General features: G+C 70.0%; 25 protein-coding genes and 1 pseudogene. 7 read left to right on the top strand and 19 right to left on the bottom strand.

Annotated features, from left to right (window positions below; genetic code table 11):
• Positions 1–62: 62 nt before the first annotated feature.
• Complete coding sequence (locus ACQ4L4_RS19025; RefSeq protein ID WP_431100467.1) at positions 63–1,157, bottom strand: saccharopine dehydrogenase NADP-binding domain-containing protein; 1,095 nt, start codon at positions 1,155–1,157, stop codon at positions 63–65.
• A gap of 197 nt (positions 1,158–1,354) precedes the next feature.
• On the opposite strand from ACQ4L4_RS19025, the gene ACQ4L4_RS19030 reads away from it, so the two are divergent.
• The 4 genes from ACQ4L4_RS19030 to ACQ4L4_RS19045 all read left to right on the top strand — a co-directional run bounded on the left by ACQ4L4_RS19030 (position 1,355) and on the right by ACQ4L4_RS19045 (position 3,094).
• Positions 1,355–1,852, top strand: coding sequence for an Lrp/AsnC family transcriptional regulator (locus ACQ4L4_RS19030; RefSeq protein ID WP_377159640.1), 498 nt, complete (start codon positions 1,355–1,357; stop codon positions 1,850–1,852).
• Between the two features lie 169 nt (positions 1,853–2,021).
• Positions 2,022–2,156, top strand: a complete 135-nt coding sequence (locus ACQ4L4_RS19035; RefSeq protein WP_377159638.1) for a hypothetical protein — start codon at positions 2,022–2,024, stop codon at positions 2,154–2,156.
• Positions 2,157–2,193: 37 nt separating this feature from the next.
• The gene (locus ACQ4L4_RS19040; protein WP_377159636.1) at positions 2,194–2,448 is read left to right on the top strand and encodes a hypothetical protein; all 255 of its coding nucleotides are present in this window, start codon (positions 2,194–2,196) and stop codon (positions 2,446–2,448) included.
• A gap of 67 nt (positions 2,449–2,515) precedes the next feature.
• Positions 2,516–3,094 carry an NnrU family protein gene (locus ACQ4L4_RS19045; protein WP_431100468.1) on the top strand — a complete coding sequence of 193 codons (579 nt, stop codon included), beginning with the start codon at positions 2,516–2,518 and terminating at the stop codon, positions 3,092–3,094.
• 33 nt (positions 3,095–3,127) lie between these two features.
• On the opposite strand, the gene ACQ4L4_RS19050 is transcribed toward ACQ4L4_RS19045, so the two are convergent.
• From ACQ4L4_RS19050 to ACQ4L4_RS19060, 3 genes are read right to left on the bottom strand one after another with little or no spacing between them, the layout of a single operon-like run.
• Entirely contained in the window at positions 3,128–4,027 is a 900-nt protein-coding gene (locus ACQ4L4_RS19050; protein ID WP_431100469.1) for a hypothetical protein, read from the bottom strand.
• Positions 4,028–4,084: 57 nt separating this feature from the next.
• Positions 4,085–4,957, bottom strand: a complete 873-nt coding sequence (locus ACQ4L4_RS19055) for an ABC transporter ATP-binding protein (protein WP_377159630.1) — start codon at positions 4,955–4,957, stop codon at positions 4,085–4,087.
• Positions 4,954–5,304 carry a GntR family transcriptional regulator gene (locus tag ACQ4L4_RS19060; RefSeq protein WP_377159628.1) on the bottom strand — a complete coding sequence of 117 codons (351 nt, stop codon included), beginning with the start codon at positions 5,302–5,304 and terminating at the stop codon, positions 4,954–4,956. Before ACQ4L4_RS19060 ends, ACQ4L4_RS19055 begins: the two co-directional genes overlap by 4 nt.
• A gap of 243 nt (positions 5,305–5,547) precedes the next feature.
• Between ACQ4L4_RS19060 and ACQ4L4_RS19065 the strand changes: the two genes are divergently transcribed.
• Positions 5,548–6,297, top strand: coding sequence for a glucose 1-dehydrogenase (locus ACQ4L4_RS19065; RefSeq protein ID WP_431100470.1), 750 nt, complete (start codon positions 5,548–5,550; stop codon positions 6,295–6,297).
• Between the two features lie 19 nt (positions 6,298–6,316).
• On the opposite strand, the gene ACQ4L4_RS19070 is transcribed toward ACQ4L4_RS19065, so the two are convergent.
• Positions 6,317–7,201 (bottom strand): LysR family transcriptional regulator, encoded by an 885-nt coding sequence (locus tag ACQ4L4_RS19070; protein WP_431100471.1) that lies wholly within the window; start codon positions 7,199–7,201, stop codon positions 6,317–6,319.
• Positions 7,198–8,100 carry a LysR substrate-binding domain-containing protein gene (locus tag ACQ4L4_RS19075; RefSeq protein ID WP_431100472.1) on the bottom strand — a complete coding sequence of 301 codons (903 nt, stop codon included), beginning with the start codon at positions 8,098–8,100 and terminating at the stop codon, positions 7,198–7,200. The genes ACQ4L4_RS19070 and ACQ4L4_RS19075 overlap by 4 nt, the downstream gene beginning before the upstream one ends.
• A gap of 129 nt (positions 8,101–8,229) precedes the next feature.
• On the opposite strand from ACQ4L4_RS19075, the pseudogene ACQ4L4_RS19080 reads away from it, so the two are divergent.
• Positions 8,230–8,472, top strand: a pseudogene (locus ACQ4L4_RS19080) (SDR family NAD(P)-dependent oxidoreductase); the annotation flags it as partial.
• 99 nt (positions 8,473–8,571) lie between these two features.
• Positions 8,572–9,531, top strand: a complete 960-nt coding sequence (locus tag ACQ4L4_RS19085; protein WP_431100474.1) for a quinone oxidoreductase family protein — start codon at positions 8,572–8,574, stop codon at positions 9,529–9,531.
• Between the two features lie 60 nt (positions 9,532–9,591).
• Here ACQ4L4_RS19085 and ACQ4L4_RS19090 read toward each other — a convergent pair whose 3' ends face one another.
• The 13 genes from ACQ4L4_RS19090 to gspG form a co-directional block, all read right to left on the bottom strand.
• Positions 9,592–10,371: a class I SAM-dependent methyltransferase gene (locus tag ACQ4L4_RS19090; RefSeq protein ID WP_431100475.1), complete on the bottom strand. Its 780-nt coding sequence runs from the start codon at positions 10,369–10,371 to the stop codon at positions 9,592–9,594.
• Positions 10,372–10,473: 102 nt separating this feature from the next.
• Positions 10,474–11,010 carry a type II secretion system protein gene (locus ACQ4L4_RS19095; protein ID WP_431100476.1) on the bottom strand — a complete coding sequence of 179 codons (537 nt, stop codon included), beginning with the start codon at positions 11,008–11,010 and terminating at the stop codon, positions 10,474–10,476.
• Positions 10,995–11,396 (bottom strand): type II secretion system protein, encoded by a 402-nt coding sequence (locus tag ACQ4L4_RS19100; RefSeq protein WP_431100477.1) that lies wholly within the window; start codon positions 11,394–11,396, stop codon positions 10,995–10,997. Before ACQ4L4_RS19100 ends, ACQ4L4_RS19095 begins: the two co-directional genes overlap by 16 nt.
• Positions 11,371–11,847, bottom strand: coding sequence for a type II secretion system protein (locus tag ACQ4L4_RS19105; protein ID WP_431100478.1), 477 nt, complete (start codon positions 11,845–11,847; stop codon positions 11,371–11,373). Before ACQ4L4_RS19105 ends, ACQ4L4_RS19100 begins: the two co-directional genes overlap by 26 nt.
• Complete coding sequence (locus ACQ4L4_RS19110; protein WP_431100479.1) at positions 11,844–14,234, bottom strand: secretin and TonB N-terminal domain-containing protein; 2,391 nt, start codon at positions 14,232–14,234, stop codon at positions 11,844–11,846. Before ACQ4L4_RS19110 ends, ACQ4L4_RS19105 begins: the two co-directional genes overlap by 4 nt.
• Entirely contained in the window at positions 14,231–14,812 is a 582-nt protein-coding gene (locus ACQ4L4_RS19115; RefSeq protein WP_431100480.1) for a hypothetical protein, read from the bottom strand. Before ACQ4L4_RS19115 ends, ACQ4L4_RS19110 begins: the two co-directional genes overlap by 4 nt.
• Positions 14,809–15,414, bottom strand: coding sequence for a hypothetical protein (locus tag ACQ4L4_RS19120; RefSeq protein WP_431100481.1), 606 nt, complete (start codon positions 15,412–15,414; stop codon positions 14,809–14,811). Before ACQ4L4_RS19120 ends, ACQ4L4_RS19115 begins: the two co-directional genes overlap by 4 nt.
• A complete protein-coding gene (locus ACQ4L4_RS19125) occupies positions 15,411–15,965 on the bottom strand; it encodes a hypothetical protein (protein WP_431100482.1) in 555 nt (184 codons plus the stop codon). Before ACQ4L4_RS19125 ends, ACQ4L4_RS19120 begins: the two co-directional genes overlap by 4 nt.
• Positions 15,962–16,663: a hypothetical protein gene (locus tag ACQ4L4_RS19130; RefSeq protein ID WP_431100483.1), complete on the bottom strand. Its 702-nt coding sequence runs from the start codon at positions 16,661–16,663 to the stop codon at positions 15,962–15,964. The genes ACQ4L4_RS19125 and ACQ4L4_RS19130 overlap by 4 nt, the downstream gene beginning before the upstream one ends.
• Positions 16,644–18,452: a GspE/PulE family protein gene (locus ACQ4L4_RS19135; protein WP_431100484.1), complete on the bottom strand. Its 1,809-nt coding sequence runs from the start codon at positions 18,450–18,452 to the stop codon at positions 16,644–16,646. Before ACQ4L4_RS19135 ends, ACQ4L4_RS19130 begins: the two co-directional genes overlap by 20 nt.
• Positions 18,449–19,633: a type II secretion system F family protein gene (locus ACQ4L4_RS19140; protein WP_431100486.1), complete on the bottom strand. Its 1,185-nt coding sequence runs from the start codon at positions 19,631–19,633 to the stop codon at positions 18,449–18,451. The genes ACQ4L4_RS19135 and ACQ4L4_RS19140 overlap by 4 nt, the downstream gene beginning before the upstream one ends.
• Entirely contained in the window at positions 19,623–20,801 is a 1,179-nt protein-coding gene (locus tag ACQ4L4_RS19145; RefSeq protein ID WP_431100487.1) for a cytochrome-c peroxidase, read from the bottom strand. Before ACQ4L4_RS19145 ends, ACQ4L4_RS19140 begins: the two co-directional genes overlap by 11 nt.
• Positions 20,773–21,225, bottom strand: a complete 453-nt coding sequence (gene gspG / locus ACQ4L4_RS19150) for a type II secretion system major pseudopilin GspG (protein WP_431100488.1) — start codon at positions 21,223–21,225, stop codon at positions 20,773–20,775. The genes ACQ4L4_RS19145 and gspG overlap by 29 nt, the downstream gene beginning before the upstream one ends.
• Between the last annotated feature and the right edge of the window lie 520 nt (positions 21,226–21,745).

Here is a 21,745-nt window from a genome sequence, read left to right on the forward strand (position 1 = left end):
CGTTCAGGCGGGTCGTGCGATGAGCCGATCGAATCGATCGAGCCGATCGATCAGCCGATCGATCAGCCGATCGATTCAACCTGACGGGACTGCTGATACGCCTTGCCGAAACGGTTCGCGAGGAAATCGGGCAGCGCCACTTCTTCCTGACGGACGAAGCCCGACTGCGGCAGCTTGCCTTCGCGGAACAGGTCGACCGCGGCGCAGATGCCGGCGGCGGTGGTGATCTGGATGGCCGACAGCGGCTGCGCGCCGTCGCGCTCCGCGAAGATCTTGCGGGCGAAGACTTCCTGCATCAGCACGCCGTTCTTCATGCCCGACACCGTCACGAACACGAGCACCACGTCCTGCATCGTCGCCGGCATGCTCTTGCGCATGATGTCCTTGAGCTTCTCCTGGTCGTTCTTCAGCGCCAGGTCGTCCAGCAGGAACATCATCAGGTCGCGGTGACCCGGATAACGGACGGTCTTGTAGTCCAGGTTGCGGACCTTGTTCTCCCAGGTCTCGCACAGCGTGCCCAGGCCGCCGGAGGTGTTGAAGGCCTCGTACTCCGTGCCGTCCAGCGAGAAGTGCTCCAGGCCTTCCAGCGGCAGCGCGGCGATCAGGGCGCCGTCGTGGATCGCCTCGCAGGGATGGCAGTACTCGTTGATCAGGCCGTCGACCGACCAGGTCAGGTTGTACTTCAGCGCATTGGTCGGGAACGCGGGCAGCGCGCCGACACGCATCTTGACGTCGCTGAGCGAGTCGAAGCTCTTGGCCAGGTGGTGCGCGACGATGCCGATGAAGCCCGGCGCCAGGCCGCATTGCGGCATGAAGGCGGTCTTCGCGCCTTCGGCGATGCGCTTGATCTCCTTGGTCGCGGCCACGTCCTCGGTCAGGTCGAAGTAGTGGCAGCCGGCTTCCAGCGCCATGTGCGCGGCGGTGATGGCCAGGTGGTACGGCAGCGCGTTCACGACCACGTCGTTGCCGCGCAGCGCGGCGGCGAGCTGGGCCTTGTCCTCCGTGTCGACGGTCTTCGTCGCGACGCCCTGGCCGGCCAGCAGCTTCAGCGCGCCGGCGTTCTTGTCCATCACGGTGACCTGGTAGTCGCCGCTGCCCTGCAGCAGTCGCGCGATGGTCTGGCCGATGTGTCCGGCGCCCAGCAGTGCCACTTTCATGTCGTACTCCTTGTGATCCTGTGCGGATGAGGTTTCAGATGCGATGCGGGCAGTGTCGGAACCTCCGCTGACGAAAGAAAGCACGAGTTCGACGGAAAACAGGTCGATACTGACGATTCGTCAGCCGGATCATTCATTCCGGCGAAAACGAGGGTTTATCCCGAGAACTCCGTCACAGCCTGTCGAAGGCCTCGCCCATGAATGCCAGGAAGACCGCGCCGGACCCGGCGTCCGAATCGCTCCCCTCGTCGCCCGCGACCCTGCGCGACCGGACCGACCGCGACCTGATCGCGCTGCTGCAGGCGAATGCGCGGGAAAGCACCGCCGACCTTGCACGCAAGTTGGGCGTGGCCCGCACCACCGTGGTGGCGCGGCTGGCGCGCCTGGAGGCCGAGGGCTTGATCGCCGGCTACACCGTGCGTCTGGGCGGCGAGGCGGTCGAGCGTGGCGTGCAGGCCTTTGTCGGCATCACGGTGCAGCCCCGCGCCGGGCGCGAGGTGGTGAAGCGACTCTCGCGACTGCCGGAGTTGCGCCAGCTGGCGTCGGTCAGCGGCGAGTTCGACTACATGGCCACGCTGCGCGCCGACAGCACGGCGCGACTGGATGCGTTGCTCGACGAGATCGGCGACATCGAGGGCGTGATCAAGACGCACACCTCGGTGCTGCTGGCGCTCCGGGTGGACCGGAGCGCGTGACGCTCGCGGCGGCAAGCTCGCGGCGTGAAGCGCGCGTGAGCCCGGCCGCGCGGACCATGTCGGTCTCGTGATGCGTGAGTAACGTCATGTTTTCGACGCCCGCGCCCGTCAACGCGCCGAGCTGGCACGCCGTTTGCAATTCATGAGTCGCCAGCTCAAGGAGCGCACCATGTCGAAGCCCGCCGTCACCGCCAAGTACGTCCCGCCGATCTTCGTCGGCATGAAGGCCCTCGCGATCCTCGCGGTGGCCTGGGGCGCGGTCTATCCGTCGCTGCTGTGGGGTCTCGGCGCCGTGCTCCCCTGAGCGCCGCGGCGACCTCCACGTCCACCGGAGTTCCGCCATGAAAGCCCCTGCCCGTCTCCACGGCGCCGCACCGCCGGTGCCCGCACAGCCGCCCATTGCCGCCCACCGCTGGCGACGCCTGCTGCTGCCCGCGATCGGCATCGCCGTCGCGGTGCTGGCCCTGCTGGCGGCCATGGCGTGGCTCGACCATGCCGAAGGCGATCTGCGCCAGGTCCGTGCCCCGACCGGGGAGCCCGCCGCCACGACGCCGGCTTCTCCCGCATTCCAGCCGTCCGCGACAAGGGTCTCTTGATCCGCCAGGCACTGGTGATGTCCTCCCGGCAGGCGCATAGTCCGCGCCGCAAAGGAGCGACTTCACCATGTGGGCACTCATCCTCGGACTGATCCTCTTCCTCGGGCCGCATTCGGTCCGCATCGTCGCGCCGGCCTGGCGCGACGTCCGCCTCGCCGCGTGGGGCGAGAAACGCTGGAAGCTCAGCTATACCGCCCTCTCCGTGATCGGCCTGCTGCTGATCATCTGGGGCTACGGGCAGGCGCGGCCCGATCCGCACCCGCTGTGGGCGACGCCTCGCGGCATGAGCCATCTGGCCGGGCTGCTGATGCTGCCCTCGCTGATCCTGCTGGCGGCCTCGCAGGTCCCCCGCAACCACATCAAGGCGAAGCTGCATCACCCGATGCTGCTGTCCGTGAAGCTGTGGGCCTTCGGTCACCTGCTGGCCAACAACACGGTCGCGGACCTCGTGCTGTTCGGCGCCTTCCTGGCCTGGGCGATCCTGGACTTCCGATCGGCCCGGCGCCGTGGCGCTCCGCCGCCGCCCGCGGGGACCGCCAAGGGGACGGCGATCGCGGTCGCGATCGGCGTGGTCGCCTGGATCGCGCTCGTCATGGGGCTGCACCGGCTGATCATCGGCGTCAGTCCCTTCCCGACGATGGGATGAAGGAAGCGCCCTCGGCGGGCGCTTCCTGTCCGCTCAGAGGCTGCGCTTGCGCTGCAGGACCAGCAGCCAGAAGCACAGGCCCGCGATCACCAGACCGCCGACGAACTGCGGATGCCACGCGGCTTGCAGCACCTGCGGCAGCCCATCCCGGGCGTAGTCCGGGAAACGGTAGAGCATGTCGAAGAAGTCCTGCATGTTGAGATGGCCCTCGCGGTCCGAGTCGATCACCAGCCTGGTCCCGGTCTGGACCAGCGATGCGCCGACCCCCGCGACCTGCGTGATCAGCGCGTTGCGCAGCACCTCGGCGGCGGTTTCGTTCTTGTAGATGTTGAGGAAGGCCGAGACCGCGATGACGAGCAGCGGCGCGCCCCAGCGCTTGAGCCAGGCCGAAGCGGCCATCAGCGCGAGCACGATCGGCGAGAGCCAGAGCGCGGCGAGTACCAGCCCGACGGCCAGCCGCAGCCCGAGCCACAAGGTGGCCGCAAAGAGCGCCGACCACTGCGTCTGCTGCAGCGCGGCCAGGCCGAATTCCTTGAACGCCATCGCCGACCCGACGATCGCGCCGCCGACCAGGGCCAGCAGCGTGGCGGCGACGGGCACCAGGATGCCGTGGGCAACGATCGGCGCGCCGATGCTGGCCGCATGGCTGCCGGGCAGCGAGGACCAGAACTCGATCGAGCGGTCCTGCTGGTCGCGGCGGGCCAGGCCCATCAGCTGGTAGACGGACACGGCCAGGGCCAGCGCCAGGACCAGGCCGACGGTGAGCAGGCCGGCGATCAGCGCCACCGGCTCCGGGCTCGGCACGTCGATGTCGTCGACCTGGCTGAACGGCACCAGCGCCAGCAGCACCAGCACGGGCGCCAGCACCAGGCCGATCCAGGCCCGCTTGTATTGCAGCCACTCGCGCAGCAGCAGCGTGTTGAAGAGCGTCATGGGGATGGTCCTTTGAAGAGGGTCGCAGCGGGTCGCAAAGCGTGGCGATGAGGCCGGTCAGGCTTCGGTGGCCTGGCGCTCGGGCTTGCGGGTCAGCGCCATGAACAGGTCGACCAGACTGGGGCGCACGCGCTGGCCCAGATGCGCGACGGCATCGGGCGGCACGCCGTCGAAGAGCGCGGCGGGCCGGCCCTGGACGCGGTAGCGCAGCAGCGGGTGGTTGGCGGCGACCAGCTCGGCGGCGTCGGGGTCATGGGACAGCGCGACGAAGCGCTCGTCCATCTCCGCCAGCGAGATGTTCAGCACCAGCTTGCCCTCGTCGAGCATCAGCACGTCGGACAGCAGGGTCTCGACCTCCTCGACCTGGTGGGTGGAGATGAGCACCGAGCGCTCGCCGTCGCACCACTCGTCGATGAGCATCTCGTAGAAGCTCTTGCGCGACATCACGTCCAGGCCGAGCGTCGGCTCGTCGAGGATCATCAGCTTCGCGTCGATGGCCGCGATCAGCGCGAGATGCAGCTGCGTGACCATGCCCTTGGAGAGCTGCTTGACCTTGTCGTTCTCCGTGACCGAGGTGCGCTTGAGCAGTTGCCGGGCGCGGTCGGCGGAGAACGCGGGTTGCAGGCCGGCCATCAGCCGGATCAGCTCGGAGACCTTGGCCCAGCGCGGCAGCACGGCCACGTCGGGGATGTAGCAGAGCGAGGTCAGGAGCTGGGCGCGGTCCGCATGGGGATCCAGGCCGAGCACGCGGAGCTCGCCTTCGGCGCGCTTGAGTCCGACGAGGGTCTTCATCAGCGTGGTCTTGCCGGCGCCGTTGTGGCCGAGCAATCCGACGACGCGGCCGGCGGGGATGGTGAAGGTCAGGTCCTGCAGCGCGGCCTTGCGGCCGTAGTTCAGGCTCAGGTGGCTGGCCTCGATGAGCGTCTTCATGCGTCCTCCCAATTCAGGTCCTGGGGCCGGAGGCCCAGGCGGCGAAGTTTCTCCCGCAACCGGGGCCATTCCTCCTGGAGGAACTGCTCGCGCTCGGTGTGCAGCAAGCGGATGCGGGCGCCGTCGCGGACGTACATGCCCAGGCCGCGGCGGCTCTCGACGAGGCCCTCGTCGACGAGGGCCTGCAGCGCGCGGCTGACGGTCAGCGGGTTGATGAGGTACTGGCTGGCGAGCGTGCGCACGGAGGGCAGCGCTTCGCCTTCGGGGGGATCGCCGTCGAGCAGCTGCGACGCCAGTCGGTCGGCGAGCTGCTGATAGATCGGCGCTTGATCGTTCCAGCTGTGCATGACGCGGGGCGCGGAAGCGCCGGTGTGTTGCTGATGTAGCACACCATATCAAGCCCCCCCGTGCTCCCCTAGCGGGGGGCGACAGACTGCAGAAAAGGGGGGATGAAGCGGAGCAGCCTTGGCAGGGGATTCCCCCCTCTCAACGAATAAGTCTTAGTCGTCCCCGCACCTACTCATTCACTGGACGATGAACCAAAGTTCATCCCGACGCCACCCCGGCGCCGTCATCCAGAGATTGAATCCATGACCACACTCACCGACAAGGTCGCCATCGTCACCGGCGCCTCCAAAGGCATCGGCGCTGGCATCGCCAAGCTATTCGCCCAATCCGGCGCCTCAGTCGTCGTGAACTACGCGACCAGCAAGGACGCCGCGCTCGCCCTGGTCGCCGACATCCAGAGCTCGGGCGGCAAGGCCGTCGCCATCCAGGCCGACTTCTCCAAGACCGCCGACATCCGCCGGCTGTTCGAAGAGTCCAAGCGCGCCTTCGGCAAGCTCGACATTCTGGTGAACAACGCGGGCGTCTACGCCTTCGGTGCCGTCCAGGACGCCACGGAGGAGGAGTTCCATCGCGAGTTCAACACCAACGTGCTGGGCCTGATCACCGCGACGCAGGAGGCCGCCAAGCACTTCGGCCCGAACGGCGGCAGCATCATCAACATCAGCTCCATCGCCAGCGTCGGCTACATGCCCAACTCGGCGATCTACGCGGCCTCCAAGAGCGCCGTCGACGCCGTCACGCGCGTGACCTCGGTCGAACTCGCGCCGAAGAAGATCCGCGTCAACAGCATCGCACCGGGCGCCACCATCACCGAAGGCATCGCCGCGCTGGGTTGGCCGAAGGAGGCCGTCGAGGCCGTGATCGCCTCGATCCCGTTCGGCCGCCCGGGCCAACCGGAAGACATCGCCCGCGTGGCGCGGTTCCTGGCCTCCGACGACTCGGCCTGGGTGACCGGCGAACGGATCACGGCCTCTGGTGGACAGCGCGCCTGATCAGGTCTGGATTGCCGCGCTAGCGCGGCAGTTCGGCGATCAGGTACTCGACGAATGCCCGGGCCGACGGCTTCGGCGGCCGGCCCGGCGTGAACATGCCGTGGACTTCGACGTCCTTCATGGTCCAGTCGGGAAGCAACTGGACGAGCGCGCCGGTCGCGAGTTCGGCGCGGCATCCCCACAACGCCGTCGTCACGACGCCCATCCCCGCCACAGAAGCGGCGACGGCGCCTTCGTTGACGGACACGCTCAGCCGGCTGTCGACGCGGACCGTCATGTCCCGGCCGTCCTTCTGGAACCACCAGCCCGCGGCACTCGTTCCCGCAGGGCCGACGATGGCCGTGTGAGTCGCGAGGTCGGCCGGCGTCGTGGGCGTGCCGTTGGCTCTCAGGTAGGCCGGCGATGCCGCGATCAAGCGATGCGTGCGACCGATGAGGCGCGCGGTCGCGCTCGAATCCGCCAGATCGCCGAGACGCAACGCGACATCGACGCCCTCCCTGAGCGTGTCCTGCCGTTGATCGTTCATCAACAGGTTGACGTTCAGCAGCGGATGGCGTGTCAGGAAACCCGGCAGCAAGGGAACGATCTCGCGCACGCCGAAGCTCGCAGGCAAGGCGACCCGCAATGAGCCGCGCAGTTCCAGCGACCCGCGAGCCACGTGATCGGCCTCCTCGAGCGAGGCCAGGATGGCCTCGACACGCGCCAGATAGTCCGTGCCGGCATCCGTCAGCGTGAGCGCCCGCGTCGTGCGGGTGACCAGCGCCGCGCCCACGTCCTGCTCGAGCGCCGCGATGATCCGCGAGACTGAAGGCTGGGACACGTCCAGTTCTCGAGCGGCGGCCGAGAAACTCCCGGTGCGCGCAACGCGCGCAAAAAGTCGGAGGGCAAGCAGCTTGTCGTTCATGCGACGCAGCCTTGAGCAGCACTCGCCGCCTCCTCGACCAGCCACGCGGCGACATCCCCTAACGGCGCGTCTCCGCGAGCGCGCCGTGGCGACACGAGGTAGTAGTCGAGGCCCAGGTGCAGCACCTGCGGCGTCACCTGCACCAAGCGGCCGGCCGCCAGGTCGGACTCGATGAAGAACCTGCCCGTGAGTGCCAGGCCTTGCCCGGCGATCGCCGCGTCGATGGCCAGGCCCGTCTGGTTGAAGCGGGTGCCCTTCGACGGCGAAGCCGCCACGCCCGCCTGCGCGAGAAATGCCGGCCAGGAGTCATGCCCGTCGTGGATCAGCGGACAGCTCGCCAGCCGCTCCGGCGTCAGGGCCGCCGCGCCGGCGAGCAACGACGGACTGCCCACGGCGATCAGGTTGTTCTCGAACAGCAGCCGCGCCTCGACACCCGGGCCGAACGGCGGGCGCCCACACCGGATCGACAGGTCGACACCCTCCGCGTGGAAGCTGGACACGCGTTCCGTCGCGAGGACACGCAGGTCGATATCAGGATGACGCGCGGTGAAGCGCGGCAATCGCGGCAGCAGCCACTTGGTGGCGATCGTCGGCGCCACGCTGATCGTGACGTGCCGGTCGCCAGGGCGCAGCAGGCGCGTGGCGTCGGCGATCTCTTCCAGGGCAAGTCGCACGCGACGCGCGTAGGCCGCGCCGGCACCGGTCGGCGCCAGGCCGCGCGGATGCCGCTCGAAGAGCTTGATGCTCAGGTCGGCCTCGAGGGCACGGATCTGCTGCGCCACGGCGCCTTGCGTCACGTCGAGTTCCTCGGCCGCGAGCCGGAAGTTCAGGTGCCGCGCCACGACCTCGAAGATACGGAGCGCCTTCAGCGACGGGAGCCCCACCAGCGGTGTGTTCATGGATGGACTGTAGCTTTTCTACTGGATGAATGTAGGTGGGCGTGCTCGCCGGATCGAGACGGCGCTGATAGCGTATCGATCCACGTGGGCAGGCGCCATCCGGCGGCGGCACGACACAGGAAGAGCACCATGACAGCCGATACGACAGTAGAAAAGGTCGCCATCATCACCGCGGGCGGCAGCGGCATGGGCGCCGCCGCGGCGCGCCGCCTCGCCCAGGACGGCTTCCGGGTCGCCGTGCTCTCCTCGTCGGGCAAGGGCGAAGCCCTCGGACGCGAACTGGGCGGCATCGGCGTCACCGGCTCCAACCAGTCAGAGTCGGATCTGAAAGGGCTCGTCGATCAGGCGCTGGCTCGCTGGGGTCGCATCGAAGGGGCCGGCTACATCACCGGCCAGAACCTGCGCGTCGACGGCGGCCTGACGAGGTCGCTGTAGAACGAGCCGCGCTTCGACCATCCCTCCGGGCCCTCCATGCAAGCACTCGTCTTCCACCAGTTCGGCGATGCCGACGTCCTCCGCTACGAAGCGGTGCCCGATCCCGTTCCTGGCCCCGATCAGGCGCTCGTTCGCATGCGCGCCATCGGCCTGAACTTCGCGGACGTCTATCGGCGCAAGGGCAACTATCACCTGGCGGGATCACCGCCGTGGATCCTGGGCTACGAAGGCGCGGGCGAGGTCGTCGCGGCGCCCGAGGGCAGCGGCCTGCGGCCCGGTCAGCGCGTCGGCTTCGCGGACAGCCCGTTCGCCAACGCGGAACTCTGCGCGGTCGATGTGGACCGGCTCATTCCGCTGCCGGACGAGACGTCCTTCGAGACGGCCGCCGGTTGCCTGCTGCAGGGCCTGACGGCGCAGTACCTGTGCCGCGACAGCTACGCGGTCCGCCCCGGGGAATGGGCCGTCGTGCACGCGGCGGCGGGCGGCGTGGGGCTGCTGCTCGTGCAGATCCTGAAGCACCTGGGCGCGCGCGTCATCGGCATCGCCTCGACCGACGCCAAGCGACAAGCCGTGCGCGAGGCCGGCGCCGACGTGGTGATCCCGGCCGAAGAGTGGCTGCAGGCCGTGAAGGCGCTCACCGACGGGCGCGGCGCGGACGTCGTGTACGACTCGGTCGGCACCACGCTGCGCGAGAGCCTGGATGCCGCGCGCACCGGCGGCACGATCGTGTTCTACGGCATGGCGGCGGGCGACCCGGCGCCGGTGGATCCCCGGCGGCTCATGGATCGCTCGCTGGCCCTCGTCGGCGGTGATCTGTGGAACGTGCTCACCACCGCCGAAGAGCGCCGGACTCGCGCAACGGAATTGTTCAGCTGGATCCGATCAGGCGTCGTGACGTTGCGTCTCTCGCAGACATTCGCCTTGCGCGACGGCGCGCAGGCGCACCGCGCCCTGGAGAGTCGTCAGACCATCGGCAAGATCGTCCTGCTGCCCTGAGCACGCAATCCAGCGGGAGCGGCAGGAACAGGCGGCGCGAGCCGCATGCCCCGACAGTTCTTACTGCGCCGGCTTCCTGAACCGCAGCACGAAGCGATCCGTCTTGCCCCGGATCGCCGGATCGAACACCTTCAGCGTGCGGTCGTCGGCGGGATTGGCCAGCGCATCGGTTTCCGCGTCGAGCACGAATCCGGCCTTCTCCACTTCGGCCTTGACCGTCTCACGGTCGATGCGATGCAGGTCTTCGGTGTGCTTCAGACCTGACCCCGCCACGGCCGAATGGTCGGCCACGATGTAGTACCCGCCCGGCTTCAGCATGCTGAAGACCGCCTTGTTGTAGGCGTTCACGTCAGCGCCCTTCATGAAGCTGTCGTGGAAGTCGTGATAGTTCTCGAAGGTCCAGAACACGTCGAGCGTGTTGTGGATGGACGCCGGCGGCTGCTGCGCCAGCGGACTCGAGGTCTGCTCCACGTTGCCGTGGCCCGGCTCCGCAGCGATGGCCCTGGCGGTGGCCGCCGGGTTGGACTTGAAGACGGCGAATTCGCTCGGCACGTAGGCGTAGACCTTGCCCTTGGGGCCCACCAGCGTCGAGAAGATCCGCGTCCAGTACCCGCCGCCGGGCACCGCGTCGATGACCTTGTCGCCGGGCTTCACCTTGGAGAAGGCGACCAGGTCCGCCGGTCGCCGCGAGGCGTCCTGCTGGACGTCCTTGGCAGGTCGTGTCGCATCCGCCACCGCCGCGGAGACGGCGGCGTCGACGACGGGCGTCTGCGCCATGGCCAGCGACGACATCAGCGCGGCGGCGGTCACGGTGGCCAGTGCGAACAGTCTTGAACTCATGAGGGCTCCTTCTGCAGGTCGATGATCTGGAGGAGCGTAGCGCTCATCCGGCAGCGCATCTGCAAGTCATGAATTCAACCTGCGCCGCGTCGGCCCTTGACGTCACCGCAACGGCAGCACCGGAGCCGCACCAGGCACGGGCACGGGCACGGGCATGACCCCCGCCGCTGGCTGCCCCCAGAACACCCATTCATCCAGGCGCGCGCGATGGGCGAAGTCCTGGAACGGCGGCGGGAATCCGTCGACCTTCAATGGCGGACGTGCCGACGCGCTGTGCAGGCCAGCGATGCCGCCCTCCGCATCCAGCAGCAGCACCCAGTCGTCCCGCAGCGTGATTGGATCGGGCATCAGATCGCGCAGGTACCGGCGCGGCTCCGGATGGCGCGGGTCGCGCAGCAATTCCGACAGACTGCGCGGGCGCGACGGCGCGCCGGGTGGTGTGTTGCGCGCGTACGCCAGCAGGGCCTCCCGGTACCAGCGACCCCGCTCCAGCAACGCGGCCTCGGCATCCCGGCGTTTGACGATGGCCGCGGTGGACACGACGGCCGTCAGCGACAGCGCGACGACGGCCAGCACCAGCAACAGGCCGACCAGCGTGAAGCCGCCGTCAACGCGGCGCGACCTCACAGTTGCGACCACGGCGTGCCGTCCGCCGCCGCGCCGGTCGCGCCGCTGTGCAGGTCGCGCACGCCCCCCAGCGCGGCGTCGTCTGGCGGCACGAGCACCCAGGTCTGCGTGCTTTCGGTCACCGGGTCGTAGGGCACCGCGTGCAGGTAGCGCGCGGTGACCAGTTCGTCGAGCGTGTCCGGATACCGCCCCGTGTCGGCGAAGTACTTGTCCAGGAGGTCGCGCGTCTCGCGGAGGTTGGTGCGCAGCACCGTCTCCTTGGCCGCCTCCAGATGCCGGAAATAGCGGGGCAGCGCCAGCGACAGCAGCAGCGCGACGATCGCCAGCACCACGAGGAGCTCGATCAGCGTGAATCCGCGGCCGCGACGCCGCTCACCAGCGGTGGTAGGCCTGGCCATTGAGTCCGACCCGCGTCGATCGCGAATGCACGTCATACACATCCTCCCCTTCCGCCGGGGCCGAGGGCTCGCTGGCATAGCTGCGCAGCGCCCAGGTGCGCGCATCCGGCACCGACGCATCGGTGGACATCGGGTCGCGCGGCACGCGACGGAGGAAGTAGATCCGGGGCTTGTCGGGCGTGCGAACGTCCTCGACGCCTTCGGCCAGCACCTCCAGCGTCGGCGGATAACCGGTCGCGTCGGCCTTGCGCTCGATGCGCCCTTCGTCGTATGCCTTCTTGTAGGCATCGATCGCGTGGCGCAACTCGCTGAGCGCGCGCGACAGCTCGCGCTCGCGCACGCGTTGCGACTCGATCTGGGCCACCGGCAGCACCAGGGTGGCCAGCACCGACAGCACCGCCAGCGTCACCAGCAGCTCGATGAGCGTGAACCCGCGTCCCGCCGAGCTCACTTGCCGGCCCTTTCCAGCTTGATCGGGCGCGGCGCCGGCAGCGCGGTCGGCAGCGCGGCGCCGTCCGGCCCGGACAGCGCGGCCGAGACCACGCGGAGTTGCGTGTCGCCGGCGTTCGGCCCCGCGACGAACCCGATCGAGACGCCGCTGCCCTGCGCCGCGGCGACGGGCGCGCCGGGAGGCCGCGCGGCGCTGATGAAGATCTGGCCTGTGGCGGCGTCGACGCGCTGGCTGAATGTGGTCATCGTGCCGTCGCCGCTGAGCGCGGCGCCTTCCGACACGCCGCTCACCCGCAGCGCGCCGGGGTCATAGGCCAGCACCAGGGTCATGGACGTGAGCGGCTGCCCGGCGTTCAGGACCACATCGGCCTTGAACTCGCCGCCGGTGGCGACCCGCGCCGGCGCGGACCATTGGATGGACGCGCCGCCGGCCGCCGCGGGCGTCGGTTCGCGCCTGCCCTGATCAGCGCCCGCCGACGACGAGTCGGTCGATCCCGACGACCCCGGCGTCGCAGCGTCGGACCGGCCGCCCGTGGCCCCGCGGACGCCAGGCTCGACGGTGGACAGCGCGCCGGCCTGGCCTGCCTGGCTTGCCTGTGAAGCCGGTTCGCCGTCGCCGCTCCTCAGGTTGCCGTCGGTTCCGGACTCGAATTCGAGCAGGCCGGGATCGGGACGGGCGATGCCGCGGACCAGCCGCGGCGTGATGGACAGGACGATCTCGGACGACGTCTTCGTACGGTTGTCGCTCGAGAACAGCCGCCCCGCCACCGGCAGGTCCCCCAGCCCGGGCACCTTGTTGACCGTGCTGTTGTCGCGCTCGTTGATCAGCCCGGCCAGCACCTGGTTCTCGCCGTCTCTCAACCTCAGCACCGTCGACGCGGACCGCGTGCCGATCTGGTAGGCATTGGTGCCGTTGGGCGTCGTCACCTGGCGGACCACGCTGCTGACCTCCAGCGCGATCTTCAACGCGACCTCGTTGTCGACGCTGATCGTCGGCGTCACTTCCACCTTCAGGCCGACGTCGATGTACTGCACGTTCTCGGAGACGAAACCGGTCGAGGTCGCCGTCGAAGTGATGTTGGGCACGCGGTCGCCGATCAGGATCTTGGCCGTCTCCCTGTTACGCACCCGGATGCGCGGATTGGCGAGCGTCTTGACGTCGGCGTCCTGGCCGCTGGCGTTGATCGTGGTCGCGCCCACCGACACGCCGATGCGACCCAGAGTCAGGTTCCGGATGTCGTCCACCGTGAGGCTGCCGCCGCTGGTCAGCGGCAAGGGCGTCAGCGCCGCGGAGGGCGGGAACTGCACGCCGAGGTTGCTCAACCGGTCGCGGCTGACTTCGAGCACCTCGATCTCGATCATCGTCTCGGCGATCGGGAGATCGCCCAGCGCCACGAGCCGCTCGGCCATCTGCACCGCGCCCGCCGTGTCCCGCAGCACGACGGCGTTCTGGGCCTTGTCCACCACCACGTCGCGGGCCTTCAGCACCGTCTTCAAGGTGTTGGCCATCTGTTCGGCGTCCGCATTGGCGAGGAAGAAGGTGCGCACCTTCAGCGGCTGGTACTCCTTCTGCTTGGCCGGGGTGTTGGGATACACCACGATCGTCTTGCGCCCCTGCACGCGCTGTTCCAGCTGGTTGGTGATCAGCACGGTGTCGATGGCGTCGCGCACCGGCACGTTCTTGACGGACAGCGTGACCCGTTGATCGAGCTTGATGTCCCGGTCCAGGACGAAGCTGATGTCGGCCGTGCGGGCCAGGACATCGAAGACCTGCTTCAGCGAAGCGTCCTTGAAGTCGATGTTCATCGGCTTGAGCAGCGCCTGCGTCAGCGCCGGATCGACGGCGGGCTGGGTCGTCTTGTCGAGCACCGCCTGCAGCATCGCGCGCGCCTTGGCGTGCTGCGGCTCCTCGCGCAGCAGCGCGCGCAGGCGGGTCAGCGCCAGCGCATGATCGCGCGAGTCGATGGCCAGTTGTGCGTCGAGGAGGTCCTTGGCCAGGCGCGCGTCGCGCTCGAGGGCGGCCAGGCCGCCGCGGGCGCGGCTGTTCTCGGGGTCGATCGCGAGCACCCGCCGGTACAGGCGCGCGCGCTCGCCGACCGCCGCCTCGCCGGTCTGCCGCGCCGCCTGGGCAAGCAGGTCGTTGATGCCGCGTTCGCGCAGGGTCAGGTAGGTCAGCCGCAACCCGGGATCGCGCGGGCGCTCCGCGATCGATTCGCGCAGCTGGGCGAGGCTCTCTTCGATGCGGCCTTCGTCGAACGTCAGCCGGGCCCGATCGACATCGGGCGCGGAGGTCGTGCACGCACAGGCGAGCAGGACCGCCGCGCCCAGGGCGCAGGCGCGAAGCAGGACGCGCGGCCGACGGACGGCCTGGGAGTGGACGGGGTTCATTCGATCTCGAGGGTCTGGACGGTGTGCGTCGCCAGGTGTTCCAGGGTCATCGTGGGCGGCTTGACCGAGAGCACCCGGTAGGCGCCGGCCACGGTGTCCCGGGCCTGCACGATGTGGATGTCGTCGGCGTCCTGCAGGAAGACGCGCCACTCGCCGCCGACCTGCTGCTTGCCGACATAGGTGAAAGGCAGCGACGGCAGTTCCACGGCGGAGCTCGCCGCGACCGGCGCCGCGGGCGCGCCCCAGCCTCGGGCGCGGAACATCGGCGCCTCCCGGGTCGCGGCGTCGCCGAACATGTCGGCGCGATCGCGCTGCGCGAGCAGGCGCGGTGCCGCGTTGGCCGCTCCGTTCACCGAGGTGCCGGCGCCACCTCGCCCCGCCGCCGAAGGGGACATGGCCGACGGCGTCCGCTGTGGCGCAGGCAACGGCACTGTGGCGGCAGCCGGACCTGTCGCCGCCACGCGCGACACCGGCAGCACGACTTCGGACGACGCCGTGCCGGGCGCCGGGTCGAGCCAGAGCGCCAGGCCGAGGGCCGTCGCGACGCAGGCATAGAAGGCGATACGCTTCGGGGTCATCGCCCGCTCCCCCGCGCTTGGCCGTCACGATCGACGGCGGTGCGCGCGGACGTATCGCGCAGGTAGAGGGTGAAGCGGAGCTTCGCCTCCACGCGCGCCTCGCCGGCGTTGGCGCGGGCGAGGCGGATGCTGTCGAGCGCGCAGAACGGCACCCGCAGCAGCAGTTGTTCGGCGAACTGCCGGATCTGCTCGTAACGCCCCTCGACGGGCAGGACGAACTCCAGGACCCGGACCTGCCCGAAGGACGCCGCCGACTCGCGGTAGTCCGCCTGACGCAGCGTCAATCCGGCGTCCTCGGCCAGCAGGAAGAGGGTGCGCAGTTGCTCTTCGGAGCGCTCGGCGGGGCCGAGCGACGCGAGGAACGCGTGCCACCGCTGGGACTCGTCCGTCGGCGCGACGCCGGCGATCGCCCGGGTGCGCAGCGCGGCGGCGCGCGCGTCGTCCATCGCCATGCCGAGACGCACCTGCTCCCGTCGCTGCTCCGGCAGGACATGCAGGCGCAGCGTCGACGCGGCGATGAGCAGCAGGCCGGCGACCAACGGCACCGCCGGCAACCGGCCGGTCGCGAACGCGATCTCGAGCCACAGGCGCGGCGACCTCATCGTGCCGCCTCCTGGGGATCGCGCCAGGTGACCGCGACGATGAACTTCAGCGGCCGGGCATCGGACGGTCCGGAGGACGCCACCTCGTGATGCCGCAGCACGACCTGCTCGAAGGCGTCGAGTCGCTTCAGCCGGGACACGAAGTCCAGCATCCGGTCCGGCGTGGCGACCTCGCCGCCGACCTGGAGCAGACGCTTGTCGGCTTCGGGCTCGATGGAGACGACGCTCACCTGTTCGCCGGCCGCCGCCTCAAGTCCGTCGAACACCTCGCGCCAGGGGAGATTGAGACGACGGATCGCCGCGTTCGCGGCCACCACCTGGATGGCGGGAATGCCGGGAGCGGACGCCGCCCGCGACCCGGCCGCCGGGCGCGGCGCCTGCGCAGCCGCCAGCGCGATGCGCTGTTCGCGCAGTTGCGCGTCGAGACGCAGCGTCGTCCAGAGCTCATGTCCGAGGCACGCCAAGGCGCCCAGGAGCACCCCCATGGCCACGGGCCCGGCACCCAGGCGCTGCCGCCACGGCGCCGAGAAACGCAATCGCAGCGGCTTCATGCGGGGCCTCCGGCACGGGTCCACCGGCGCGGTGCGCCGCCGCCCTGCCCGAGCAGCACGAGGCCGGCCGGAGGCGACAGCGACCAGGCCATCGCAAGGCGCTCGGCCGCCTGCCAGAGCGCCTCCTCGTCTTCGCCGGGGCGCCAGTCGAGATCGCCGATCGCGCGGACGCGCCGCGCCTCGGCGGCCGCGAGCAAGGTGCCGTCGAGGCCGGTGTGCAGGACCCAGTCCGCGTCATCCACGCTCCGGGCGCCCGCCGCGTTCCAGGCGGCGCAGAACGCGCTCTCCACACTCGGCGTGCCGGCACCCGACTGCTTCGCGACGTCGCGCAGCGTCCGCAACAAGGCCGTGGGCATCGCGCAGCAGAGGAAGGGCCGGCGCGCGTCCCAGTCGCCTTCGATCAACCAGTCCGCGGCGCTGTCGCCGTGCAGGTCCTCGAAGCGCAGGGCGGCGATGGCGCGCAGGTCCGCGAGCCGTCGTGCGTTCACCGGCGGGCGGACCATGAAATGACGGGCCGACGCCACCCCGACGAGCACGCGCCACGGCGCGCCACGCGGCGCGTCGGCGAGCGCGGCGCGCAATTCCTCTTGGGACGACCAGGGGCGCGCCGGCGCCAACGCCGCCTCTGCGCCGCCCAGATGGACGGACCGGCGCGAGAGCTCGATCGCTAGCGGCTTCCTACGACTGAAGCGTGACACGCTTCACCTCCTCCAACGTGGTCCAGCCCTGGCGCGCCAGTTCGAGCGCGACGTCGCGCAGCGTGCGCGTGCCGTGACGGGCCGCCGCTTCCTTGATGCGGCGCGCCGAGGCGCGCTCGATGATGAGTTCGCGGATCTCGTCGTTCAAGGCGAGGATCTCGGCGATCGCGGTGCGCCCCTTGTAGCCGGTGCCGCGGCACTCGCCGCAACCGCCGCCCTCGCGCCAGCGACCGTCGGCGAGCTCCGCGGGATCGAGCCCGAGCCGGTGCGCCAGGGCCGGCGCCGGCGCGGCCTCCCGCGCGCAGGCCGGGCACACGTTGCGCACCAGCCGCTGGGCCCAGATGCCGTTGAGCGCCGACACGAAGGCGTAGGGATCGATGCCCATGTGGGAGAAGCGGCCGAACACGTCGAACACGTTGTTCGCGTGCACCGTGCTGAGCACCAGATGGCCGGTCAACGCGGACTGCACGGCGATCTCGGCGGTCTCGCGATCGCGGATCTCACCGACCATGATCTTGTCCGGGTCGTGGCGCAGGATGGAGCGCAGACCGCGCGCGAAGGTCAGCCCCTTCTTCTCGTTGACGGGGATCTGCAGCACGCCCGGCAGCTGGTACTCGACCGGGTCCTCGATGGTGATGATCTTGTCGCGGCCGTCGTGCACCTCGCCGAGCGCGGCATAGAGCGTCGTGGTCTTGCCTGAGCCGGTCGGTCCGGTGACCAGCAGCATGCCGTAGGGCTCGTCGACGAGCCGGCGCAGCGCGGCGAGCGCACCGTCGTCGAAGCCGAGCGCCTTCAGCGACAGCGCGCCATGCGCCTGCACCATCGTCTGCTTGTCGAGGATCCGGATGACGGCGTCCTCGCCATGCACGCTGGGCATGACCGAGACGCGCAGGTCGATCTCGCGGCCCTGCGCCTCGACGCGGAAGCTGCCGTCCTGGGGGATGCGCCGCTCCGAGATGTCGAGTTCCGCGAGGACCTTGATGCGCGAGATCGCCTGGGCCGCGAGTTCGCGCCCGGAGATGCTGGTGGCGTGATCGAGCACGCCGTCGATGCGGTAGCGGATGCTCATGCCGGCAGGCGTGCTCTCGAGGTGCACGTCGGATGCCATCGCGCGCAGCGCGTCGTAGAGCGTGGAGTTGACGAGCTTGACCGCCGGGCTGCTGCTTTCGCCGAGCATGGCAAGGGACAGCACCTCGGTTTCTGACGCCACCGCCGCGCCGTCCTGCGATTCGGCCGCGATGGCGTCGACGGCGCGGATCTGCGCCTCCTGCTTGGCGAGGTAGGCGCGGATGTCGGCTTCCGGCGCCAGGCAGGGCCGCGGCGGTGGATCGGTGCGCCAGCGCAGCCAGGTCTTCAGGTCCTCGTCGAAGGGATCGGCGACGACCGCCAGCACCTGCTCGCCGTCGCGGACCAGCACGCAGCGCCGCTGCAGCGCTTGCGCGATCGGCAGACGGTCGAACATCGGCTGGCATGCATCCAGCCGCGCGGTGTCGGCGCACGGCCAGCCGACCAGCGCGGCCACGTCGCGCGCGGCGTCCTGCGCCCGGAGACTGTGGCGTGACGCCAGGGCGTCGAGCAAGGGACCCCCGTCGGCTTGGGCCAGTGGACGCGCCGCGCGGACATCGGCCAGCGTGAGCGGCGACCTCGCGAGAGCCGCGGTCGCATCGGGCCCATCGGCCCCGGCCGTGCGCGGCTGCAGGACGTCGAGCGCGGCGTCCGCGTCGGAGCTCCTGTCGGTGTCCTTCTCCGGGTGGTTGTCGGCGTCGAGCGGCATCACGGCGGCATTCATCCGAGGCTCCCGGCGAGATCGAAGATGGGCATGTAGAGCAGCAGCACGATGAGGCCGACGATCAAGCCGATCGCCGACATCAGCAGGGGCTCGAAGGCCCGGGTGAAGCGCTCGACGAAGCGGGCGACGTCGCCGTCGTAGAACGCGGCGGCCTCCATCAGCATGCGGCCGAGCTGCCCGGACTGTTCGCCGACTCGCAGCATGCGCAGCGAGATCGGCGTGGTCAGGCCGAGCGTCTCGAAGGCTTCGGAGAATGCGCCGCCGGCCTGCACGCGCAGGCGGGCGTCGGCCAGCCGCCGCGCCATGGCGGGGGCGGTGACGCCGCGCGACATCTCCATGGCCTGCACAGCAGGCACGCCGCTCTCGAGCAGCAGGCCGAGGGTGAGGTACAGCCGCGACAGCTCGTACAGCCGCACGTGCCGGCCCAGCCACGGCAGGCTGGCCGCCCAGGCCGCGAGGGCGCCGCTGCGCACGGCCCGCATCAGTGCCGCGCCGGCGGCGCCCAGCACGCCGACCGTCACGGCGAGGACGGACAGCGCATGGGCGCCGAGGAAGGTGCCGGCGGCCAGCAGCAGGCTGGACGCCCAGGGCAGTTCGCGACCGCTGTCCTGGTAGACGGCAGCGAAGCGCGGCACGACGTATCCCGCCAGGAACAGCGTCACCAGACCGCCGACGGCCATCAGGATCAGCGGATAGATCGAGGCGCTGATGACCTTGGCGCGCACCGATTCGACACGGGCTCGGTAGTCGACGTAGCGCGTCAGCGCGCGCGGCAGCTCTCCGGTGGTCTCGGCGGCGCGCACAAGGCCGATGAACAGGGGCGGGAAGGCATGCGGCAGGTCGGTCAGGGCGGTCGACAGGCGTTGACCGCCGCGCAGCCGGACGAGCAGGTGGTCGAGCACGGTGCGGGTATCGCCGGCCGTCTCCTTTTCCGCCAGGCCTTGCAAGGCTTCGACCAGACCGAGGCCGGCGTTGAGCAGCGCGTGCAACTCCTGGCTGAACAGCAGCAGCGAGAAGCGCGAGCGGCGCAGGCTGTACGCCGACGCCGGCCGGGCCGTCACCTGCAGCACGCGCAGCGCGAGGGCCTCGGCGGCGCGCCTCGCCTCGTCGGCGCTCACGGCCTCGAGGCTAACGGTGGTGATGGCGTGATCGGCGCCGACGCCGCGGACCTCAAAACGCATGGTCCCTCCGCACGGATGGGGGCACGGGGCGTCCGAGCGCAGCCACCTCGTCGCGCGGCGACGAGAGCGTGCGCAGGAACTCGACGAGCTCGCGGCGCTCGGTGGGCGTGAGCAGCATCGGCCGGCCCTGTTCGGAGCTGCGGTAGTAGACCTCGTGGTCGACGGCCTCCTCCAGCGTCGGCAGGCTGCCGTCGTGCATGTAGGGCGCGGTCTCGGCGACGTTGCGCAGGCTGGGCGTGCGGAAGGCGCCGATGTCGCCGGCCTTCAGCGTGAGGATGAAGCGGCCGAGCGGGGACGCCTGCGGCAGCTCGACGAGCACGTCGTCGGCGCTGCGGCCGTTCTCGCGCAGGCGGACGACCTCCAGCGAGAGCGGGGCGAGGTCGCCGGCGATGCGTTCGAGGCCAACTGACAGCGTGTGGAACGTGTCATCCGTGAACGGAGCCGAAGGCCTGTTCACGCCGTTCCCGCCGTTCACGGTGTGGCAGGACGCGCACTTCGCGTAGCCGGTGAAGAGCCGGTAGCCACGCAGCGCTTCGGGCGACATCGCGGGCGCCGCGTCGGTGTGGCGGTCGAAGGGGGCGGGTGGCGCGACCAGCGTGCGTTCATAACGCGCGATCGCGTCGGCGATGCGTGGCGCGGTGATGCCGTCCCTGCGGGCTGCGGTGCCGAAGGCGCGCGCGAAGGCCTGACGGTAGGCCGGATCGTCGGCGACGCGGCGCACCAGCGTGTCGAGGTCGGGCAGGCCCATCTCGTTTGGGTTGGTGAAGGGTTGCAGGGCCTGATGCTCGAGCGTGGGCGAGCGGCCGTCCCAGAACTGCGAGCCGTTCGCGAGCGCGTTCAGCAGGCTCGGGGCGTTGCGCGCGCCGGGTTTGCCGTCGACGCCCTTGGAGACGGGCAGGCCGTCGCTGAAGTACTTGTCCGGCAGATGGCAGGACGCGCAGCTGACGCGGCCGTCGGCGCTGAGGCGGGGGTCGAAGAAGAGTTCTTCGCCGAGCGCGGCGACCGGGTCGACGGCGGCGCTCCGGGCGGGCGGCGCGGGCGTGCCGGCGCTGACCAGCATCGAGGCCAGTCCGCCGGTCGTGCAGGCGGCGACCGTCAGCAGCGCGAGCGCCGCGGCCTTGAGCCGCGACGTCGGGCGCTCAACGGAAGGAGATGTCCGCGGCTTCACCTTCGCCTCCGGGCTGACCGTCCTTGCCCAGGGAAAGAAGATCGAAGTCGGTGTTGCCCTGGCCGGGCGAGCGGTACACGTAGGCGTGTCCCCACGGGTCGGCCGGCACGGCCTTCTGCAGGTAGGGCCCGGCCCACTTCGGCTCGTCGCCGGGGGCGGTGTAGAGGGCGTTGAGTCCCTGCTCGCTGGCGGGGTAGCGGCCGGTGTCGAGGCGGTAGGCGTCGAGCGCCTTGGCCAGGCCGTCGATCTGGGCCTTGGCGACGCCGCGTTCGGACTTGCCGATCTGGGAGAAGTATCGCGGGCCGACGTAGGCGGCGAGCAGGCCGATGATGACGATCACCACCAGCAGTTCGAGGAGGGTGAAGCCGCGATGGCGGGAGACCGGGGACCGGTGCGCGCGAGCGGTCGGGGCGTTGGCAAACATCGTGTACAGCGTCGTCGTTGCCCGCGGACGGGCCTGCCCACGCGCCGGTCAGGCGCACCTCGCTGCACCGCGGGGCGGCGTCGGTTCCGGTTCGTGGGTTCCTCCCTTTGCAGCGCCCGGAGAGGGCGCTTCAAAAGCTCAGTCAGTCTTGTTCTTTGCGAGCGGATTCTGGCATGGAAGGGGGGCAGAGAGGCATGAGGGAAAGCGCATGGCGGGAGAGGAAATCGTTACCTGCGGTGACGGGTCGCGAACACGCGCGCCCGCGCCAGACCCACGATGGCCAGGCCTCAATGGCGTCCGTGTGACGCTCCAGTTGCCGTCGTCGTACCGGGTCATCAGTTTGGCCCAGTTATGGAAGCCATAGCTGCACAGCCCGCGCCGATCCAGCGCCGATCCAGTTCTGCGGCGTTAGGGGTCGCCACCGCAGCAGCATGAACGCCATGATCGTCAGACTGGGGATGGCGGACCAGAACGGGCTGTCGGGAAAGACCAAGACCTAGCTTCCCAGCCGTAAGAGAGC

The sequence above is a fragment of the Roseateles noduli genome (assembly GCF_050626985.1).
Lineage (GTDB): Bacteria > Pseudomonadota > Gammaproteobacteria > Burkholderiales > Burkholderiaceae_C > Roseateles > Roseateles noduli_A.

Excerpts from the sequence above, each read along its gene's own strand:
- ACQ4L4_RS19100 (WP_431100477.1), bottom strand. The coding sequence starts at position 11,396 with ATGGCCAGGCCTACCACCGCTGGTGAGCGGCGTCGCGGCCGCGGATTC.
- ACQ4L4_RS19055 (WP_377159630.1), bottom strand. The coding sequence starts at position 4,957 with ATGAAGACGCTCATCGAGGCCAGCCACCTGAGCCTGAACTACGGCCGC.
- gspG (WP_431100488.1), bottom strand. The coding sequence starts at position 21,225 with ATGTTTGCCAACGCCCCGACCGCTCGCGCGCACCGGTCCCCGGTCTCC.
- ACQ4L4_RS19135 (WP_431100484.1), bottom strand. The coding sequence starts at position 18,452 with ATGAATGCCGCCGTGATGCCGCTCGACGCCGACAACCACCCGGAGAAG.
- ACQ4L4_RS19140 (WP_431100486.1), bottom strand. The coding sequence starts at position 19,633 with ATGCGTTTTGAGGTCCGCGGCGTCGGCGCCGATCACGCCATCACCACC.
- ACQ4L4_RS19065 (WP_431100470.1), top strand. The coding sequence starts at position 5,548 with ATGACCACACTCACCGACAAGGTCGCCATCGTCACCGGCGCCTCCAAA.
- ACQ4L4_RS19025 (WP_431100467.1), bottom strand. The coding sequence starts at position 1,157 with ATGAAAGTGGCACTGCTGGGCGCCGGACACATCGGCCAGACCATCGCG.
- ACQ4L4_RS19115 (WP_431100480.1), bottom strand. The coding sequence starts at position 14,812 with ATGACCCCGAAGCGTATCGCCTTCTATGCCTGCGTCGCGACGGCCCTC.
- ACQ4L4_RS19030 (WP_377159640.1), top strand. The coding sequence starts at position 1,355 with ATGAATGCCAGGAAGACCGCGCCGGACCCGGCGTCCGAATCGCTCCCC.
- ACQ4L4_RS19070 (WP_431100471.1), bottom strand. The coding sequence starts at position 7,201 with ATGAACGACAAGCTGCTTGCCCTCCGACTTTTTGCGCGCGTTGCGCGC.
- ACQ4L4_RS19040 (WP_377159636.1), top strand. The coding sequence starts at position 2,194 with ATGAAAGCCCCTGCCCGTCTCCACGGCGCCGCACCGCCGGTGCCCGCA.
- ACQ4L4_RS19085 (WP_431100474.1), top strand. The coding sequence starts at position 8,572 with ATGCAAGCACTCGTCTTCCACCAGTTCGGCGATGCCGACGTCCTCCGC.
- ACQ4L4_RS19060 (WP_377159628.1), bottom strand. The coding sequence starts at position 5,304 with ATGCACAGCTGGAACGATCAAGCGCCGATCTATCAGCAGCTCGCCGAC.
- ACQ4L4_RS19120 (WP_431100481.1), bottom strand. The coding sequence starts at position 15,414 with ATGAGGTCGCCGCGCCTGTGGCTCGAGATCGCGTTCGCGACCGGCCGG.
- ACQ4L4_RS19090 (WP_431100475.1), bottom strand. The coding sequence starts at position 10,371 with ATGAGTTCAAGACTGTTCGCACTGGCCACCGTGACCGCCGCCGCGCTG.
- ACQ4L4_RS19125 (WP_431100482.1), bottom strand. The coding sequence starts at position 15,965 with ATGAAGCCGCTGCGATTGCGTTTCTCGGCGCCGTGGCGGCAGCGCCTG.
- ACQ4L4_RS19050 (WP_431100469.1), bottom strand. The coding sequence starts at position 4,027 with ATGACGCTCTTCAACACGCTGCTGCTGCGCGAGTGGCTGCAATACAAG.
- ACQ4L4_RS19075 (WP_431100472.1), bottom strand. The coding sequence starts at position 8,100 with ATGAACACACCGCTGGTGGGGCTCCCGTCGCTGAAGGCGCTCCGTATC.
- ACQ4L4_RS19045 (WP_431100468.1), top strand. The coding sequence starts at position 2,516 with ATGTGGGCACTCATCCTCGGACTGATCCTCTTCCTCGGGCCGCATTCG.
- ACQ4L4_RS19110 (WP_431100479.1), bottom strand. The coding sequence starts at position 14,234 with ATGAACCCCGTCCACTCCCAGGCCGTCCGTCGGCCGCGCGTCCTGCTT.
- ACQ4L4_RS19035 (WP_377159638.1), top strand. The coding sequence starts at position 2,022 with ATGTCGAAGCCCGCCGTCACCGCCAAGTACGTCCCGCCGATCTTCGTC.